The sequence below is a fragment of the Mesorhizobium sp. M4A.F.Ca.ET.050.02.1.1 genome (assembly GCF_003997725.1).
Taxonomy (GTDB): domain Bacteria; phylum Pseudomonadota; class Alphaproteobacteria; order Rhizobiales; family Rhizobiaceae; genus Mesorhizobium.
On the sequence record NZ_RZSG01000052.1, the window covers coordinates 1 to 17,290 of the forward strand.

Below are 17,290 nucleotides of genomic sequence, written 5' to 3' on the forward strand. Positions count from 1 at the left end.
CCACCATCTGCAGCAGCGTCGTCAGGCTGGTGGCGCATGGACTGGGCGTGACGCTCGTGCCGGAGATGGCGATGCGGCCGGCCGGCACCATCCCCGACCTCAAGATCGTCCCGTTCCAGGAACCGATGCCGCTGCGCATGATCTGCCTCGCCTGGCGCCGCAACAAGGCGCGGCATGACGAATGCGTGGAGTTGGCGAAAATCATCCGTGGGCTTGGTGAAGCTGTGCTGGCGAACTGAGAAGCGTCGTGTCCGACCGGATGTCTGCTTCTGGCGACTGGCGATCTGACCCGCGATCAACCGACTTGTCCCCATCCGTGCCATCGGGTTTCGTTCCTATCGGCCCAGTTGAAATGACAGCGGCGAGCACCATGGCAATGCCGCTCATCTGCATCGCCGATATCGTCTCGCCGAGAACCAGGACGGCAAAGACTATGCCGAGCAGGGGCTCGACATTGCTGATCATCGTGGCGCGCACAGAGCCGACAATCGGGAACGCGCAAAGGAAAGCCAACGTTCCGATGGTGGAACCGATCGCGACACCTGCAAACCCGACCCACCCCGCAACAGTCTGCGGCAACGCGAATACACTCATGAACGGAAACAGCAGCGCCAGCGTTATCGTTGCCGACACCATCATATAGAAAGCCACAGCCAGGCCGCCGGCCTGTCTCATGGCGCGGGCGCTTCCAACAATAACGAACACGCAGGTGACCGCTCCGAGAGCGGCAAGGCAAAGCCCCGTGGCATTCAAGGCGCTGAGCGAGAAACCAATGGCCAGGCCCAAGCCCGCGAATGCCGCTGTGAACGCCATCATCATTCTCATGTTCATCGCCCCGTCGCCGAGCAGCGCCGCGGCAACCCCTACCAGCAGAGGGTGCGAAAAATAGATCAGGATGACCATGTTGACGGGGATGTATTTGACCGCTCCCAGAAATCCGAACAGCATGACGGCGTAGGACACGCCGGCAACGCAGCTGACGATCAAAGATTTTCGGACTATCCAAAGGGTTTGGCCGAGCGAGACCATCAAGATCCAGGTCATTCCGACGGTTAACAGGCATCGCAGCGTTATGACGGACATGACGTTGCTGCCCCCGTCGTAGGCCAGCCTGGCGAAGCTCGGCACGACGGCTATCGCAACCGACGATAAGATGACCATGGCCGTGCCAATGGATTGGCGATGGCGAAGCGGGGCCAAGGCCCGGCCAATCTGTCGGTGATCCTTTGGAAGACTTTCAACCGCAGCCGTCATTGTCGTTCGCCCCAAATCATCGCGCGCCTTCAAACCTCTTGTATCGCCGTGCAGGGATGCATCCGTGGCAGCCAGCGGGAAGCCAGCGGGATTCGATCGGTATCCGTTGTGCCTCCCGGGAATTGCGCGTTAATTGTGGAGCCAAGGGTTTGGATGACAGCGACCCAGCTGGCTGGTGGGCGTCGTGGCCGTAGAAATCACGTTGTTCGGAGACTTCGGGCTAAAGCTTGCGACCGGCCAGGATATCGACCTGCCGGGCCAGAAAGACCGTGCCCTGCTTGCGTTCCTGGCGCTATCGCCTGGCACGAACCACACGCGAGACAAGCTGGCAAACCTGTTATGGTGCGACCGAGGAGATCAGCAGGCCCGCGACAGCTTGAAACACGCCCTAACGCGCGTCCGGCACGGCCTGCAGGCATCGGCGGCATCTCCGATCGTTGCGGACCGGCGAACGGTGAAGCTCGATCCCGCCGCGGTGAAGACGGACGTCGCGACGTTCGAGCGGCTTTTGCGCGAAGGAACGCCGCAGTCGCTCCATGCCGCGGCTGCGCTCTACCGCGGAGAAATCATCGAGGATGTCAGCGTCCGAAGTCCCCCGTTCGAGGATTGGCTGCTTCTCGAGCGACGGCGCCTCCGACATCTTCTCGAAGCTGCGCTGACGAGAGCCATTGCCGATTCGATCGCCAACGGCGAATTGGGTTTTGCCGCGGAGGCCGCGCGGCGACTCCACCTGCTTGATCCTCTCAACGAAGCGGCCAGCCGGGCAATCATGCAGGCAGAGGCCGAGGCGGGCCAAACCGTTCAGGCGTTGAGGCGGTACCAAGGACTGCGCGATCGCCTTCGCGCGGAGCTCGGAGTCAAGCCGGCGCCAGAGACAATTCGCCTCTACGAAGCCATCCGGGATCGCGCCGCTGAGGAGCCCGTTTCTGCTGTCAGCCCTGTCTTGCCTTCGACTGCGGAGATGCCGCTCCCCGAGAGGCCGGCGGTTGCCGTGCTGCCCTTCGAGAATCTCAGCGGCGATGCCGACCAACAGTATTTCAGCGATGGCATCTCCGAGGACATCATCACCGAGCTGTCGCGGTTCAGGTCGCTGTTCGTGATCGCGCGACACTCTTCGTTTGCGTTCAAGGGCCGGCCGGTCAAGGTGCAGGAAATCGCGCGGGAATTGGGCGTGGCCTATGTGGTCGAGGGCAGTTTCCGCCGGGTGGGCGACAGGGTGCGCATCAGCGCGCAACTGGTGGATGCTGGTCGTGGCACCCAGCTATGGGCGGAAAAGTACGACCGGGAGCTTGTCGATATCTTTGCCGTTCAGGATGACGTCGCGAGGTCCGTGGCCGCGGCCGTCTGCGGGCGGGTGGACGTGGCGAGCCGGGACCGGGTCGAGCGTATGAGCCCGGACACGCTGCGGGCCTATGACCTAGTGCTGCGCGCCAAGTTCCTGACGCTTAACTATACGCGAAGCGAGAATGCGCAGGCTCGCGAATTCGCCGAGCGCGCGGCGACGCTGGATCCCAAGAGCGCTGCGGCATGCACTCATGCCGCATGGTGCCTCTTCTATGAATACATGGCCAAATGGACCCGTGACTCCGGCGCGTCGCTTCAAAGAGCTTTCGACTATGCGCAGCGCGCCGTTCTGCTCGATGAAACCGACAGCTTTGCCCATACATTGCTTGGCATAGTGCACCTGTTCAGACGGGAATTCGACCAGGCTCATACAGAAATCCTAGCCGGCGTGGCTCTCAATCCCAACGATTTCCTGGCGCGGCGCTACTACGGCATGTTCCTTGCCGCGACCGGCAACGCTGAGAGCGGCATCGCTCAAATCGAGCTGGGGAGACGGCTCAATCCGTTCGATACGCGTTGGGTGCCATGGGACATGGGGATCGTCTGTTTCACAGCCCGCCGCTATCAGGAGGCGATCACCGCACTCAAGCAGGCCCGCAATCCCATCAATGAAGTGCACGGCTGGCTTGCAGCCAGCTATGCCCAAGCCGGCCTTTTGCAGGAAGCCAGATCGACGCTGGAGCATTTCCTGCGCGTTGCGGAACAAGACATGGCGGTCTTTCCCGGCCGCAAGCTCGCCAACTGGGAGCCCTATTGGCATGGAGCTTTCGAATATCAGGACCAGGCGGATTTCGACCACCTGTTCGACGCGCTTCGAAAGGCCGGATTGGACGACTGAAGCGAGCTACGGCAAGCGGACAATTCTGTTGAAGCATAGGCATATCCGTTGAAGCCGACCGCGGCGACACTATAGGGTCCCTGAAAAGTCGCATGGGGTTCAGGGTATTGCCGACCGACACGGCCCATGCAGCGGGGCAAGAACGACAATCGCGGATATCGCGCCGAAGCGCCTTTCGGGATGTCGCGATCGCGGTCCTGATCGGGCTTTTCGCCTTTGTCGTCTACAACGCAAACCTGCGGTCGATCCCGGCCGCCGATACCTATGCGGCGCGATATATGCCGTTCTCGATCCTGCGCGACCACCAGGTGGTGCTGGATTCCATCGCCAGGGAGGTCGCCCAGGGGCGCAAGCCGCCGGAGGCTCAAGGGCAAGTCGAGACCGCGGCCTGGATGCTGAAGGGGCCCGGCGGCCACCTGGTCTCCCTATACCCGGTTGCCGTCCCTGTCGTTGTCGCTCCGCTGTACCTTCCGGCCGTTCATTTCCTCTCGGCCAGGGGCTGGGAACCGCTGCTGTTCGACAAGGTTGCCCGGGTCATGGAGAAGCTCTGCGCCTCGCTCATGGCCGCGGGCTCGGTCATGCTTTTCTATCTGCTGCTGCGGCGCCGCTGCGAGCCGCGGGCCGCCGTTTTTCTCACTGCCATCTATGCTTTCGGCACGACAACATGGGTCATCAGCAGCCAGGCGCTCTGGATGCATGGGCTGGCTCAGCTCCTTGTCATCGCGACCATGCTGTTGCTGACCGGGCCGGTCACCGCGCTCCGCGCCGCGGCAACGGGTTTTCTCTGCGCGCTCATTGCCGTCAACCGCCAACCCGATGCCATTCTGGCGGCGGGCCTCGGCCTCTATGGACTTTGGTGGGCGGGACGCAAAATCCCCCTCTACGTGGCCGCAGGGCTGATCCCAGTGGGCCTGGTGGTCGCCTACAATCTCCCTTTCGTCGGCAATATCGCCGGTGCCTACGCCTTGATCGATCCGCCGGACAAGTACAGTGACGGCGTTCTGGGCGGCATTGCCGGCCTCCTGTTCAGCCCCACGCACGGGCTCTTCGTCTTTTCGCCTTTCCTGCTGTTTGTACCCTGCTTCCTGCGCCAGGTGCTGCGAGACCGGAAGATGCGCGGCCTGACCATCGCGATAGGCTGCGCCATGGTCGTCCAGGTGATCTTCTACAGCATGATAGACTGGCGCCAGGGCATGTCCTTTGGGCCGCGCTGGCTCACGGATATGGTGCCGATGCTTGTCTGGATGCTGCCGCCCGTGCTGGCGGCATTGTCGCGAGCGGGCCGGGTTGTGTTTGCAGCAGCCGCATTGGCGGCGGTCGCGATCGAGGTCGTCGGCGCGTTCTGGTACCTCGGCGTGGCGGATGCGCACGTGGTGGCGGCGCGCGGTCCCGACAGAATGCGGCCAGCATGGGACATCAACAACGCTCCCTTTATCGCCGAGCTGAAGCATCCGCCCGCGCCCATGGACCTCCTGACCCGGATGCGCGGCTATCTGGACGAGATCAGGGTCATCGAGGCGTCGGCGACGGGAGGCCAGGCGACCGAGCGCCAGCTCGAGATCGTCGGATGGGCGCTCGCTGATGCGACGACTCCGGTCGATGTCAACGCCATGGTCGACGGCCAAGGCATAGCCGGCACAAACGCGTTCTTCGATCGTCCCGACGTCAGTCAGGCACTCGGCTCGACGAATGCCGCCGGCTGGCGAATCTCGTTTCCCGCCAGCAAGCTCGCGCCGGGCGACCATGTGGTGAGCATCCTGGTGCATCCGTGGCAAGGCGGCGAGCCGCGGCTCATCATGGAGCGCAAGTTCACCCTGGCACCGCCGCCGACTACCGAGCAACGCGCGGTTCAGGCACTTGCCGAGAGACAACAGGCGCCCGGCTACTGGCTGACGGATTTCACCAGTGGCACCGCCTTCGAGCAGACGCGCCAGGAACTGAACACCTACCTCAACGCCGTCATGGTTGACGTCCTTTCGCCCATGGCGAACGAGGCCGGCGTGCCGGACATGCTGATGCGGGCGCGGCGATATCTGACGGACCAGATCGAACCCGGAGGCCTGGTCCGCTATCACGGACGACCCGATGCGCCGACGATCGGCACGCTGGGCTGCGCCATAACACCGGACGCCGACGACACGGCACTCGTCTGGCGCGTAGCGCCGAGCACGGACAGGATGCTGCTGGCCCCGGCGCTCGCCACCCTTGCGCAATATCGCAGGGCCGACGGTCTCTACAGGACCTGGCTCGCGCCGACGGAGCGCTATCAATGCCTCGACCCGGGGAGGGATCCAAACCCAGCCGATCTCGGCATCCAGATGCATGTGTTCATGCTGCTCGCCAAGGAAGACCCACCCGCGGCAAAAGCACTGTGCGAGGCCATGACCCGGAAAGCAGCCGATGGCGACGTCTGGGTGTACTACGCCGATGCCCCGCCTTTGCTCATCCTGCGGCTCGCCGATCTGCGCAAGGCCGGCTGCCCGCTACAGCTGCCATCGTCGCGCCTGCGCACGACAGTTCCCGGGCAAGAGATTTGGGTCAGAGCCATTGAGCTTCTGCAGTTGACGGAGGACGGCGCGGCCACGGCCGACACCCACCACGAGGCAACAGAACTTCTGGACAAGATCGCCGCCGATGATTTTTCCTTGCTCAGGAGCACCCCTCCGCTCTTCTATCATAATGATCTGACCGCCTCGGTGCGGCGATTCTACTGGTCGCAAGAGCTAGGATATGCATTGTGGCTGAGGCTCGATTTCGAAAACCGATTCAGGCAGACCAAGGCTGGCTGCCGCTCCGACAGTCTCCAGCAGCGATGCGGTGAAAAGTGACACGAATTCCAATCGAAACGGCCATTGCGACGCGTCCTCGGCCAGGATTGTCCGCATATCGGCTGTTGTCCTGCGTCCGCTTCGATGAAGTGCTGGCGCTTCAAGGCGCGCCGCTGCTTGGGGCGATCCTATCGATCGGCACCCTGACAAGCGGCAACCTGCTGGAGATCGCCGCTCTCATGAGCGGCAATTTCTGTCTGGTCGCGCATGTCTTTGTGTTCAACGACTGGTCGGGAATCGATGGCGACCTCAACAACCCCCGGCGTGCCTCCGGGACTTTTGCCGCCAGAGGGTTGACCCGCACCGAAATCGGCTGCCTGGCGCTGTCGCTTCTGGCGCTCAGCCTCCTGCTGTTCGGATTGGTCGGCCAGAACACTCTCCTGCTCGGGCTAGCGATTGCCGGCCTCAGCGCGCTCTACTCCGCCCCTCCCGTTCACCTCAAGGGCGCGCCTTTGTTCAGCTCGGCGCTTCATCTTGCCGGCGGGGCGCTGCACTTTCTGCTCGGCTACGCAACCTTCACGGCGATCGACGCACGCGGCTTGGCCATCAGCTGCTTCTTCGGGCTGGTGTTCACCGCAGGCCATTTCACGCATGAAACGCGCGATCACGAGAGTGACGACCTCAACGGGATCCGCACGAACGCCGTGGCTTTCGGCAAGAGGCAGAGCTTCTTTGCCGGGCTTGCCCTGTTCACGGTGGCCTATGCCCTTCTGGTTGCGCTCGCGCTGTTGGGCCTTGTACCCCTCGTGCTCGTTCTGGCCGCGGCCCTCTACCCCTTGCATGTCCTGGCATCGTTGCGGGCCTTGCGCGAGGGCCTCACCTACGAAAGCCTGATCCGGCTTCAGGGACAGTATCGAACGTTCTTTGCGATCATCGGACTGCTGATGCTCGCAGCAGCGCTTCTTGCCTAGGCCCGGCCCTCCCAATGCTTTCCGTAATCGTTCCTGTCTTCAACGAAGTTGCGACGCTGCCAAGCGTGCTGTCCGTCATCAGCAGCGCGCTTCCCGGCATCGAGAAGGAAATCATCGTCGTCGATGACGGATCGACCGATGGGACCCGCGAGCTGCTGCGAAGGAATTTTCCAGACGGGCCTCGCTCGGCCTCCGGCATGGTGGTCGGTGCCAACGGAGATCTAGTCTTCACCGACGATGCGGCGGATGCTCGAGTTACCGTGCGACCGCACTACCAGGAGCGCAACAGGGGAAAGGGCGCCGCAGTGAGGAGCGGGCTCGCGGCCGCCAGCGGGGATGTCATCGTCATTCAAGACGCGGACCTCGAATACGACCCCGCGGACTGGACCGTGATGTACGACCTGATCACCGGGCGTAAGGTTGCTGACGTGGTTTACGGCTCGCGCTTCTATGGCCGGCCGCATCGGTCACTCTATTTCCACCACTATCTGGCGAACAGATTCATCTCGCTGATGTTCAACCTGCTCTACAACCAGACGCTCACCGACATCGAATGCTGCTACAAGATGTTCACACGTGAGGTCAAAGACCGCCTGCGTCTCACCTGCGACGACTTTGGCTGTGAAATCCAGTTGAGCGCCCAGATCGCACGCGCGCGCCGCTTGCGCATCTATGAGGTCGGCATCAGCTACTATGGCCGGACCTATGACGAGGGCAAGAAGATTGGCTGGCGCGACGGGATGAAGGCGCTCTGGTATCTGATCCGGTTCCGGATTTCTTCGTGACCTTTTGGCGCCGTTTCGGCAGGAGGAGGGTCAGCGCGACCAGAACCGCCAGATAGGCGCCGGTCCCTGTCGAACGATCGCCTGCTTGCGACGACGCCAGCCCCCAGGCGAGAGGCACAGGCCGACAACGCCTGCGAGACAATGTGGTTCTGGTCGCAAGCGTCAACCCGCTATGCTGGTGTGACGGACTGGAACCGTCCGCCCTCTCCGTGCATTTCGGTGGATCGTGAACAAGCCAACGTTCAATACCAATCGGGGCGGGCCGGCAGGCTGGACAATCAAGCTCGGTGATTCCCCCGTCATTGGCACGGCGATCCACAGCGGCTCCGACGTCGGGCCGACCTGCCAATCGCTCCTGTGCATTTCCAACTCGGACCGCCGGAGGGAGGAAGACCCCTTCACCGAGCACTTTATCGCCGATTTCCCAACCCAGATCATTGTTCATCGATCGCGCTTCCAAGTCGATCTGAACCGCGCGCGCGCGGCTGCGGTCTATCGGTCGGCGGATCAGTCCTGGGGTCTGAACGTATGGCGAGAGCCGCCTGCCGAGCACATTGTCGACGAGTCCGTTGCCTTTCACGACGCGTTCTACGGCGAACTCAAGCGTGTCCTTTCCGATGTCGAGAAACGTTACGGCAAGTTCGTCCTGGTCGACGTCCACAGCTACAACCACCGACGCGAAGGGCCGAAGGCAGCGGCTGCGCCGCAAGATGTCGCGCCTGACATCAACATCGGCACATTCTCGATGGACCGCACGCGCTGGGCGCCGGTCGTCGACGCCTTTGTGGAAACGCTGCGCGGCCATCGTTTCCATGGTGACCCGATCGACGTGCGCGAAAATGTGTCTTTCCAGGGCAAGGGCGAACAGACCCGCTTCGTCCATGCCAATTTCCCCGAGACGGGGTGTGCCATCGCGGTCGAGTTCAAGAAGATTTTCATGGACGAATGGAGCGGCGAGCCCGACTGGGCGGCAATCGAACGACTGCGCGCCATGCTTGCGTCGACGGTGCCCGTGCTCGAGGCAGCGCTGCGGGGCATGACATGAAACCGAAGCTGGTCCAGGCTGCCTCTCCGTTGGCGACAATCGAATCGGACCTCGACGCACTTTTCCGGGACGGTAAGCCGATCCGCCGCGAGTTCGGCGACGGCGACCGTTTGCACATCGATCGGCCGCTGCCCTTTCTCTGCGTCCATGTCGGCTCGCAGCAGGATGCGGCACTCGATGTTGTTTCCGCCAGTGCGTCCTATCTGATCGTGGCCAATGCCGGCTTCGCCGGCGAGGTTGCGCGGCTGATGGCGAAGAGGATACGCGATCGTTGCGGCGCATTCCTCGTACTCGACATCGGCGAATTGGCCGAAGACCGGTTCCTGACGGAGGACGTTCCGTTCCTGCCGCCTTTCGAGATTGCACTGGCCGGCGGCGGCACGGCGGGTGAGAAGGCAGCGCTCAAGCGCTTCGCCGCCGCCGCGTCCGGACGCGACGCAAAATACCGCACGCCCCGCGTGGACGAATTCAATCCCACGACACGCGCCGAAGCACGGCTCCCGGACCATCTCGGCAATGTGGCGCGCCTGACGGTGCGCTTCGCGCCAATCTACAGGGTGCCAGGCACCGAGCGCGTCTATCCTGAATTACGCGACCTCATCGTCGCCAACATGGTGGATTCGGCGCTTCAGGCCGTCAGCGCCTTTCTGAAGGCATCAAAGCTGGAACCGCCGGCAACCCATCGTTCGCTGGGGCGACGCGCCTATATCGACGCTGTCGTGCGCGCCGACCGGGCGCTCGACAGCGTCGCGTCGACATTCGATTTTCTGCTTGCCGTCACACCGATCAACGCCGAACCAGCCTGGCAGGAATTCCAGGCCGGCGGCTTCGAGCGGATGCCCGCGCTGCTCTACAGGCCGCTCGAGTTCGAGGTTGCCGCGCAGAAGCGGAAGCTCTATTCGGTCTCCCTTGATCACCTGGAAGATCCGCTCCTGACCAGGCTGCTGTCCGAAAAGCAGCAGGAACTCGATCTTCAACTGTCGATGCTCGCGGCACGCGAAACGCCCAGCTTCGTCGAACTCGGTCGAGCACTGTATGGCAGCGTCGAGCCTAGCCTGGCGGCGAGGGCACGCACCATTCTCGAAAAGACGCCCCGCGTTGCTTCGACGGCCCGACAGAAGGGCCTGGGCGCCGACGCTGTCGCCGCGGCCGCGCGAGACATGATCGCCGGATACAGTGCCGCCTACGCCGATTTCGACGCTTCCGTGGAGGTCCGCGCCGACCTGCCGGCCGGCCTCCTCGTCTCTCGGAACCGGCTGCTGGTTTCGCGCGACACCAATCTTCCACCGGAGCGACTGACCGCACTGCTCAGTCACGAGATCGGTGTTCATCTGCTGACCTATTTCAACGGCGATGCGCAAGGGCTCGCCATCTTCCGCAACGGGCTAGCCGGTTACGAGGGCATGCAGGAGGGACTGGCCGTGCTGGCGGAATATCTGGTCGGCGGCATGACCGCGGCGCGGCTGAGACTGATCGCGGCAAGGGTTATCGCGTGTCAGGCGATGCTCGCCGGCGCACCGTTTGAGTATACGTTCCGCGTTCTGCATGGTGATTTCGGTCTCGATGATCGCAGCGCCTTCAACGTCGTTCTGCGCGTCTTTCGAGGCGGCGGCTTGGCAAAAGACGCCATCTATCTGCGTGGCGTGGCGCAGGTTCTTGATCATCTGAAGAGTGGCGGCAGTCTCACGCCGTTCTGGATCGGCAAGATCTCCGCGGCGCATTTCGCCGATATCCAGGAACTCAACGCGCGCGGCTTGCTGCGGGCGCCGCGGCTCGAACCTGCGTTCCTCTCTTCCGACGCAGCGCGTCCACGCCTGAAGAAGGCGATGGCGGGGATCGATCCGATCGATATGGTTGAGACGTGAGCGGAGCCCCCGATGCGCATTGCGTTCTTCGTCAATTCGATTGAGAGCGAGACGCCCGGCTACACGACGACAACGCTGGCGCAGGCCGCGGTTCAGCGCGGTCATTCTGTTGTCTACGTTGAACCTGGCGACTTCATACTGCGTCCGGATGACAATCTGGCTGTCAGCGTCGCTGTCCTGCCGAACGCTCCCTACAGGACGACCGACAAGCTGTATGCTGCCCTGAAGGATGCCGCGAAGCAGAAAAAGACCTTCCCGACAGGCGAAGTCGACATCTTGTTTCTGCGCAACGACCCGTCGCTCGACGCCACCGATCGACCATGGGCCGCCAACGCAGGCGTTATGTTCGGGCGGCTCGCTGCGGAACGCGGCGTCGTCGTCGTCAACGATCCGGACGGTCTGGCGCAGGCACAAAGCAAGCTCTACCTGCAGACCTTCCCCGAGGCAGTTCGGCCGGCGACCCTGATATCGCGCAGCATTGTCGAGATCCGCGCGTTTATCGACAAGAACGCAAAGGGCTGCATCGTCAAGCCACTCCAGGGATCGGGTGGCAAGAACGTCTTCCATATCGCAACGCCTGCTGATTCCAACCTGAACCAGATTTTCGAGGCGGCCAGCGGTGACGGCTATCTCATCGCCCAGGTCTACATCCCGGAGGCCAAGGCCGGTGACGTGCGTCTCTTCCTGATGAACGGCCTGCCACTGATGCGCGATGGCAATTATGCAGCCTTTCGCCGCGTCCCCGCCAAGGGCGATGTTCGCTCCAACATCCACGCCGCCGGAACCGCCCGCAAGGTCAAGGTGACGGACACGATGTTGCGCATTGCCGAGATGGTACGCCCCAAATTGGTGAGCGACGGCATGTTTCTGGTTGGGCTCGACATAGCCGGCGACAAACTTCTCGAGATCAATGTGTTCACGCCAGGCGGGCTGTCGCGGCTCGCGGACATGTACAAGACTGATTTTGCCACACATGTCATCGTTGCGCTGGAAGAGAAGCTGACCGTGCGCCGGGCCTACGGAAAGACCATGCCGAATTCGCGGCTGGCGACCCTTTGATGAACGCAGGGCAAGCCGGCCATAAGATCGGCGATAGGGCAAGCAGCGGCTGGCTTTAGCGAGGAGACTGACCAGCTCGCAGCGCTGTCTTGTGGCATGCGCCCCGACAGAGCAATTCCAGGAAAAAGTGTGAAACGGCTTTCCGTCCGGAATTGCGTCAAAACAAAGAGATAGAGCGGTTCAGCGTTTCCGCGAACAATGAAAGCACCAGCGATTCCCAACCGGTGGCCGTCTCATCCCTGCATCCGGTTGCCAGCATGGACCAAGCCTTCAGGGTACAAATATCAGAAACACGTACGTAAGAAACACCACGACATGAACCATGCCCGTCAGGAATGTCGTTCTTTCGGTGCTGAAGCTCACGTTGCAAACGAAAAGCGCCAAAACCATAAGGACTGCGTCAGCCGCCGGCAGCCCCAGGGTCAAGCCTCGTCCCGTCAGCAGGCTGGCGGCGGCGACCGCCGGTATCGTGAGACCAATCGTGGCGCAAGCCGAACCCAACGCGACGTTCAAGCCGCGCTGCAGTTCGTTGCTGAGTGAAGCGCGAACCGCCGAAATGGCCTCCGGCATCAAGACCAGCCCCGCGATCAGCGCCCCCACGATGCTGTCCGCCTGGGTCACCTGATAGGCAACGAGCGCATCTTCGACACTCGCGGCGACCTGTTCAGCGAGCATGACAATGCCGATCAACCCGATGAACAGGAGCACGGCGCTGGCGTAGATGCCTTCGTGAGGGGCGCTTGCGATCAAGACGTCGCGCGCCTGTCCTTCGATGAAATCGTCGCGGTGCCGGACTGTCTGCGCGAACACGAAAGCCGCGTAAAGCAGAACCGAAAGCACACTGACAAAGCCAAGCTGGGCGGCCGAGAACGTGCCGGGATCGGTGGTCCGGGTGTAGGTCGGCAGGATGAGCGTCATCACCGTCAGCGCGATCAGGACCGCCAGGTAGGCGCTGGTCCCCTGTCGAACGATTGCCTGCTTGCGGTGACGCCAGCCGCCAAGCACGAGGCACAGGCCAACAACGCCGGTGCATGTGATCATCACAGTCGAGAAGACGGACTCGCGGGCAAGCGTCGGGTTGTTCTCGCCATGCAGCATCATGGAAACGATGATCGACACCTCGATCGCCGTCACGGCAAAGGTCAGCACCAGCGTGCCGTATGGCTCGCCCACCCGCCGAGCCACCGCCTCGGCATGCTCGAGCACGATGAAAATGGTGATGAACATGATCGCGCTCGAAAGCGCTCCGATTAGGATCCTGACGCTCGGCGAACCTGCGTCCACCGACATCCCGCTGGCTCTGACCGCGACGGCCATCGCCAGGGCGACCAAGGGCATCGCATAGGACGTCACCGATCGGCCGAAACCTGTCATCCGAGCCCCCGAACGCCGCGCGTTTCTGCGAACTTAGCGGAAAAGGGCGGCGGGGGCACCTCTCACAGGCATCTTTGCCTGCCAAGCGCACCATTCAAAACACGATTGAGGCCAGGGCACCGTTTTGCGCATCGAATGTCTCGATGGCCTTGCGAACCGCCCCACAAAATCGTTCCAGAAGTTCCAACTCGTTCCCCAGTCGACGGCGCAACGACAAGGGCACTTCCAGCTGTGCTCCTTTCCCCGTCAAGCCTCGGTTGACGATGCAAATCCTGGATACCTGGAAAGGGATGGTTGTCCTTTTGCGTCTGGAAGTCGGCGTCCTGCAGACGCCAGGCTATCTCCGAAACCAACGCGGCGTCCTTGCCGCCGAGGTAGACTGTCGAGGGATCGTCCCGATCCCGACGACCGTGGATAGCGACGACCGTGGACTTGGTCCGCAACAGTTCCAGCGCGGTTGCCTCGTCAAAGTTTCTGGATGTTATGTGCAGCTCTCGGTTGCTTTCCGGCATGAGCCCTTCAAAGCAATACATATCGAGATCGCGCCCGGCTATCGTCTCGGTGATCAGGGAGGTGCGGGGCTCGATCTTGCCGCCATGCGGGGCCATGACGATCGCACTGCCGGTTCGCCCTCCGCGCCGGACGACTATGCGAAAATCTATGTTTTCGGTTTTGGCAGCCTTCAGCGCCGCGAAATTCGGAAACTCGTTGTCCATAAATGCCGTTTCACGCCGTCTTCTGCACCACCAAACCCAGTTCTTCGATCATCGCGTCGCGCATCAGGAATTTCTGCGGCTTGCCGGTGACCGTCATCGGCAGTTCGGTGCGGAAGCGGATATAGCGAGGCACCTTGTAGTGCGCGATCTGGCCGGCGCAGAAGGCCTTGATCTCCTGCTCCGTGGCAACCTGGCCGGGTTTCAGCACGACCCAGGCGCATAGCTCCTCGCCATATTTGTCGTCCGGGACGCCGAAGACCTGCACTTCCTTGATCTTGGGATGGCGGTAGAGGAACTCCTCGACCTCGCGCGGATAGACGTTCTCGCCGCCGCGGATGACCATGTCCTTGACCCGGCCGACGATGTTGCAATAGCCCTCGACGTCTATCGTCGCTAGGTCGCCAGTGTGCATCCAGCCGTCGGCGTCGATCGCCTCGCGGGTCTTCTCGGCGTCTTCCCAGTAGCCCTTCATCACCGAATAGCCGCGCGTACAGAGCTCACCCGGCGCGCCAACCGCGACGGTAGCGCCATCGGCGTCGATGGCCTTGACTTCGACATGGGGATGGATGCGCCCGACGGTGGAGACGCGCTTTTCCAGCGGATCGTGGACGCCGCTCTGGAACGACACAGGGCTGGTCTCGGTCATGCCGTAGGCGATGGTCACCTCAGACATATGCATCAGCGACACCACCTTCTTCATCACCTCGATCGGGCATGGCGAGCCGGCCATGATGCCAGTGCGCAGACTGGAAAGATCGAAGCTCGAAAAATCGGCATGGTCGAGCATGGCGACGAACATGGTCGGCACGCCATAGATGCCGGTGCAGCGCTCCTGCGCCACGGCCTTCAGCGTCGCGCCGGCATCGAAGCCCTCGCCCGGAAACACCATGGTGGCGCCCTTGGTGACGCAGCCCATCGTGCCCATCGACATGCCGAAGCAGTGGTAGAGCGGCACGGGGATGCAAAGCCGGTCGTCGACGGTGAGCTTGATCGCCGCGGTGACGAAATTGCCGTTGTTGACGATGTTCAAATGGGTGAGCGTCGCACCCTTCGGCGCACCGGTCGTGCCGCTCGTGAACTGGATGTTGATGGCCTCATTCGGTTTCAGCCGCTCGGAGATGCGGTCGAGGCTGTCATGCTCGTCACGCCCGGCCATGGCCAGCACGTCGCCGAAATTGAACATGCCGGGCGAATTGTCCTCGCCCATGCGGATGACGATCTTCAGCGCCGGCAGCTTCTTCGCGTTGAGCTTACCTGGCGTCGCGGTGGCGATCTCCGGCGCCAGTGTCTCGATCATGCCGAGATAGTCGGACGTCTTGAAGCTGGCGGCCGTGACCAGCGCCGTGCAGCCGACCTTGTTGAGGGCATATTCCAGCTCGGTCAGCCGGTAGGCCGGGTTGATGTTGACCAGGATCAGGCCGATGCGCGCGGTGGCGAATTGCGTCACCAGCCATTCCCAGCGGTTGGGCGACCAGATGCCGACGCGGTCGCCCTTTTCCAGCCCGAGCGCCAGGAAGCCGGCGGCGAGCGCATCCACCGTGTCCGACAGCTCGCTCCAGGTGAAGCGCTTGTCCTGGCCGACGAAGACTGCGGCGTCGAGCGTGGCGTATTTCGCGACCGTGTCGGAGAACAGTTCCGGGATGGTCTTGTCGAGCAAGGGCACCGAGTTGTCGCCCGAGACGTGCGCCTTGCCACCGACCGGGGCAATGAAGGTGCCGCTCGCGCTTCGCCCGCGCAGATTGGTGGCGTTCATGAGCTCGTCGAGTTTGATCGCCATCGCCGTCTCCTCCCGGGATAGACCGAGCCTATCAGTCCGCCGGGGCAGAGGAAATCCCACCAATGTCCCCCTTGAGGGGAGGGTGGACAGCCGCCGACGGCGGATGGACGTGAGGGGGCCTGCTCGAAGTGAGACGACCCCACCCGCCTCGCTTGGCGAGGCACCCTCCCCTCAAGGGGGAGGAAGGGCGCTCATCTTCGCGCCGATATCGCGCAAGAGCGCCTCATCGGCGGCTGTGCGTTTCTTCCTGGAGGCGACAAGGCAGGCCTGCGATCGCAGCACCACGCCATCAGCCAGCACCTTGAGGTGATTGGCGCGCAGCGTCGAACCGGTGGTGGTGATGTCGACGATGACGTCGGCCAGCCCTTGCGCCGGTGCGCCCTCGGTGGCGCCGAGGCTCTCGACGATGCGATAGACCTGGATGCCGTGCTTGAGCGAGAAGAACTGCTGGGTGAGCCGCCAGTATTTGGTGGCGATCCTCAGCCGCCTGCCGTGGCGCTGGCGGAAGTCGGCGGCGACATCGTCGAGGTCGGCCATGGTATCGACGTCGAGCCAGATGTCGGGCACCGCCACCACGACATCGGCATGGCCGAAGCCAAGACGGGCGACGATCTCGGCGCGCGCTTCCCAATCGGCCAGGTTTTCGCGCAAAAGGTCCTCGCCGGTGATGCCGAGGTCGACAGAGCCCTGGCCGATCTCGCCGGCGATTTCCGACGCGGAGAGAAACGCGACCTCGACGGCCTCCATGCCCTCGATGCGGGCGCGGTATTTGCGCTCGTCGCCGGGCAGGCTGACGGTGAGGCCGGCCTTGGCCAGCACCTCCAGCGCCTGCTCCTTCAACCGGCCTTTCGACGGGAGAGCGAGCGTTATCATTCGGCCTTCTCCCGCAGCGCCTCGATGCGGTCGAGCCAGACCGAGAAGCCGACGCCGGGGATCGGCGTCTTCGCGCCGAGCAGAGTCAGCAGGCGGTCATAGCGGCCGCCGCCGGCCAGCGGCCTGTCGCCGCCTTCAGCCGCGATCTCGAAGACAAGTCCGGTATAGTAGTCGAGCGGACGGCCGAAGGCCGCGTCATAGCGAATGCCGGCAACCGGCAGGCCATGCGCCTCGATCGTACTGGCGCGAGCGGCGAAATTGTCCAGCGCCGCGCCCAGCGAGAGACCGGCAGAGGCCGCGAAGCTTTCGAGGGCCTGAGGTGCGCCATCGAGCGGCACATCGATCGCCAGAAACCCTTTCAAGGCCGAGAACGCCTCGTTCGATAGCCGCACGCTGCGCAATTCGGCCTTCTCGATCAGCCGCCGCGCAATGTCCGCGGGCGAGCGCCCGGCGGAAGCCGACAGGCCTGCCTCTTCCATGCCGGCGGCAATATGCGCGGCAAGACCCTCGACGTCGCCGTCGAGCACCAGCGTCGCGACCGAGCCGGCAAGCTGGCTGTTGCGCGGCGGGTTGGCGAGGTCGGCCAATGCCGCCTCCAGCATCGGCGCCGAGCCGAAGGCC

At 62.9% G+C, this 17,290-nt stretch carries 15 protein-coding genes; 9 read left to right on the forward strand and 6 right to left on the reverse strand.

What is annotated here, in order from left to right; translation table 11 throughout:
• The coding region (locus EOA33_RS06660) for a LysR substrate-binding domain-containing protein (protein WP_245482258.1) at positions 1 to 239 on the forward strand (239 nt) is incomplete at its 5' end.
• On the opposite strand, the gene EOA33_RS06665 is transcribed toward EOA33_RS06660, so the two are convergent.
• A complete protein-coding gene (locus tag EOA33_RS06665; RefSeq protein WP_127405274.1) occupies positions 202 to 1,254 on the reverse strand; it encodes a DMT family transporter in 1,053 nt (350 codons plus the stop codon). The two genes, EOA33_RS06660 and EOA33_RS06665, sit on opposite strands and share 38 nt — an antisense overlap.
• Before the next feature lie 175 nt (positions 1,255 to 1,429).
• On the opposite strand from EOA33_RS06665, the gene EOA33_RS06670 reads away from it, so the two are divergent.
• The 7 genes from EOA33_RS06670 to EOA33_RS06705 all read left to right on the forward strand — a co-directional run bounded on the left by EOA33_RS06670 (position 1,430) and on the right by EOA33_RS06705 (position 11,929).
• Entirely contained in the window at positions 1,430 to 3,436 is a 2,007-nt protein-coding gene (locus EOA33_RS06670) for a BTAD domain-containing putative transcriptional regulator (RefSeq protein ID WP_190234218.1), read from the forward strand.
• A 107-nt stretch (positions 3,437 to 3,543) separates the two neighbouring features.
• Entirely contained in the window at positions 3,544 to 6,264 is a 2,721-nt protein-coding gene (locus tag EOA33_RS06675; RefSeq protein ID WP_127405276.1) for a hypothetical protein, read from the forward strand.
• 89 nt (positions 6,265 to 6,353) lie between these two features.
• Positions 6,354 to 7,175 (forward strand): UbiA family prenyltransferase, encoded by an 822-nt coding sequence (locus EOA33_RS06680; protein ID WP_189375181.1) that lies wholly within the window; start codon positions 6,354 to 6,356, stop codon positions 7,173 to 7,175.
• Between the two features lie 14 nt (positions 7,176 to 7,189).
• Positions 7,190 to 7,960, forward strand: coding sequence for a glycosyltransferase family 2 protein (locus EOA33_RS06685; RefSeq protein ID WP_126056390.1), 771 nt, complete (start codon positions 7,190 to 7,192; stop codon positions 7,958 to 7,960).
• Positions 7,961 to 8,186: 226 nt separating this feature from the next.
• Positions 8,187 to 9,005: an N-formylglutamate amidohydrolase gene (locus EOA33_RS06695; RefSeq protein WP_245482261.1), complete on the forward strand. Its 819-nt coding sequence runs from the start codon at positions 8,187 to 8,189 to the stop codon at positions 9,003 to 9,005.
• A complete protein-coding gene (locus tag EOA33_RS06700; RefSeq protein ID WP_127405279.1) occupies positions 9,002 to 10,870 on the forward strand; it encodes a flavohemoglobin expression-modulating QEGLA motif protein in 1,869 nt (622 codons plus the stop codon). The genes EOA33_RS06695 and EOA33_RS06700 overlap by 4 nt, the downstream gene beginning before the upstream one ends.
• Before the next feature lie 12 nt (positions 10,871 to 10,882).
• A complete protein-coding gene (locus EOA33_RS06705) occupies positions 10,883 to 11,929 on the forward strand; it encodes a glutathione synthetase (RefSeq protein WP_127405280.1) in 1,047 nt (348 codons plus the stop codon).
• Positions 11,930 to 12,199: 270 nt separating this feature from the next.
• Here the strand turns inward: EOA33_RS06705 and EOA33_RS06710 are convergent, their stop codons facing one another.
• Positions 12,200 to 13,156, reverse strand: a complete 957-nt coding sequence (locus EOA33_RS06710) for a calcium:proton antiporter (RefSeq protein ID WP_245455624.1) — start codon at positions 13,154 to 13,156, stop codon at positions 12,200 to 12,202.
• On the opposite strand from EOA33_RS06710, the gene EOA33_RS41320 reads away from it, so the two are divergent.
• A complete protein-coding gene (locus EOA33_RS41320; protein ID WP_281033066.1) occupies positions 13,149 to 13,274 on the forward strand; it encodes a hypothetical protein in 126 nt (41 codons plus the stop codon). The two genes, EOA33_RS06710 and EOA33_RS41320, sit on opposite strands and share 8 nt — an antisense overlap.
• A 91-nt stretch (positions 13,275 to 13,365) precedes the next feature.
• Here EOA33_RS41320 and EOA33_RS06715 read toward each other — a convergent pair whose 3' ends face one another.
• The 4 genes from EOA33_RS06715 to EOA33_RS06730 form a co-directional block, all read right to left on the reverse strand.
• Positions 13,366 to 14,019, reverse strand: coding sequence for a poly-gamma-glutamate hydrolase family protein (locus EOA33_RS06715; RefSeq protein ID WP_126056395.1), 654 nt, complete (start codon positions 14,017 to 14,019; stop codon positions 13,366 to 13,368).
• Positions 14,020 to 14,029: 10 nt separating this feature from the next.
• Positions 14,030 to 15,796: an AMP-binding protein gene (locus EOA33_RS06720; RefSeq protein ID WP_126056396.1), complete on the reverse strand. Its 1,767-nt coding sequence runs from the start codon at positions 15,794 to 15,796 to the stop codon at positions 14,030 to 14,032.
• 171 nt (positions 15,797 to 15,967) lie between these two features.
• Complete coding sequence (gene hisG, locus EOA33_RS06725) at positions 15,968 to 16,669, reverse strand: ATP phosphoribosyltransferase (RefSeq protein WP_127405281.1); 702 nt, start codon at positions 16,667 to 16,669, stop codon at positions 15,968 to 15,970.
• Positions 16,666 to 17,290 (reverse strand): ATP phosphoribosyltransferase regulatory subunit (locus EOA33_RS06730; protein ID WP_190234220.1); only part of this gene is annotated, 625 nt, incomplete at its 5' end. The genes hisG and EOA33_RS06730, both read right to left, overlap by 4 nt.

Bases quoted from the DNA above. Each gene is read 5' to 3' on its own strand.
- EOA33_RS06685 (WP_126056390.1), top strand. From the start codon at position 7,190: ATGCTTTCCGTAATCGTTCCTGTCTTCAACGAAGTTGCGACGCTGCCA.
- EOA33_RS06705 (WP_127405280.1), top strand. From the start codon at position 10,883: ATGCGCATTGCGTTCTTCGTCAATTCGATTGAGAGCGAGACGCCCGGC.
- EOA33_RS06715 (WP_126056395.1), bottom strand. From the start codon at position 14,019: ATGGACAACGAGTTTCCGAATTTCGCGGCGCTGAAGGCTGCCAAAACC.
- EOA33_RS06720 (WP_126056396.1), bottom strand. From the start codon at position 15,796: ATGGCGATCAAACTCGACGAGCTCATGAACGCCACCAATCTGCGCGGG.
- EOA33_RS06700 (WP_127405279.1), top strand. From the start codon at position 9,002: ATGAAACCGAAGCTGGTCCAGGCTGCCTCTCCGTTGGCGACAATCGAA.
- hisG (WP_127405281.1), bottom strand. From the start codon at position 16,669: ATGATAACGCTCGCTCTCCCGTCGAAAGGCCGGTTGAAGGAGCAGGCG.
- EOA33_RS06710 (WP_245455624.1), bottom strand. From the start codon at position 13,156: ATGTTCATCACCATTTTCATCGTGCTCGAGCATGCCGAGGCGGTGGCT.
- EOA33_RS06665 (WP_127405274.1), bottom strand. From the start codon at position 1,254: ATGACGGCTGCGGTTGAAAGTCTTCCAAAGGATCACCGACAGATTGGC.
- EOA33_RS41320 (WP_281033066.1), top strand. From the start codon at position 13,149: ATGAACATGATCGCGCTCGAAAGCGCTCCGATTAGGATCCTGACGCTC.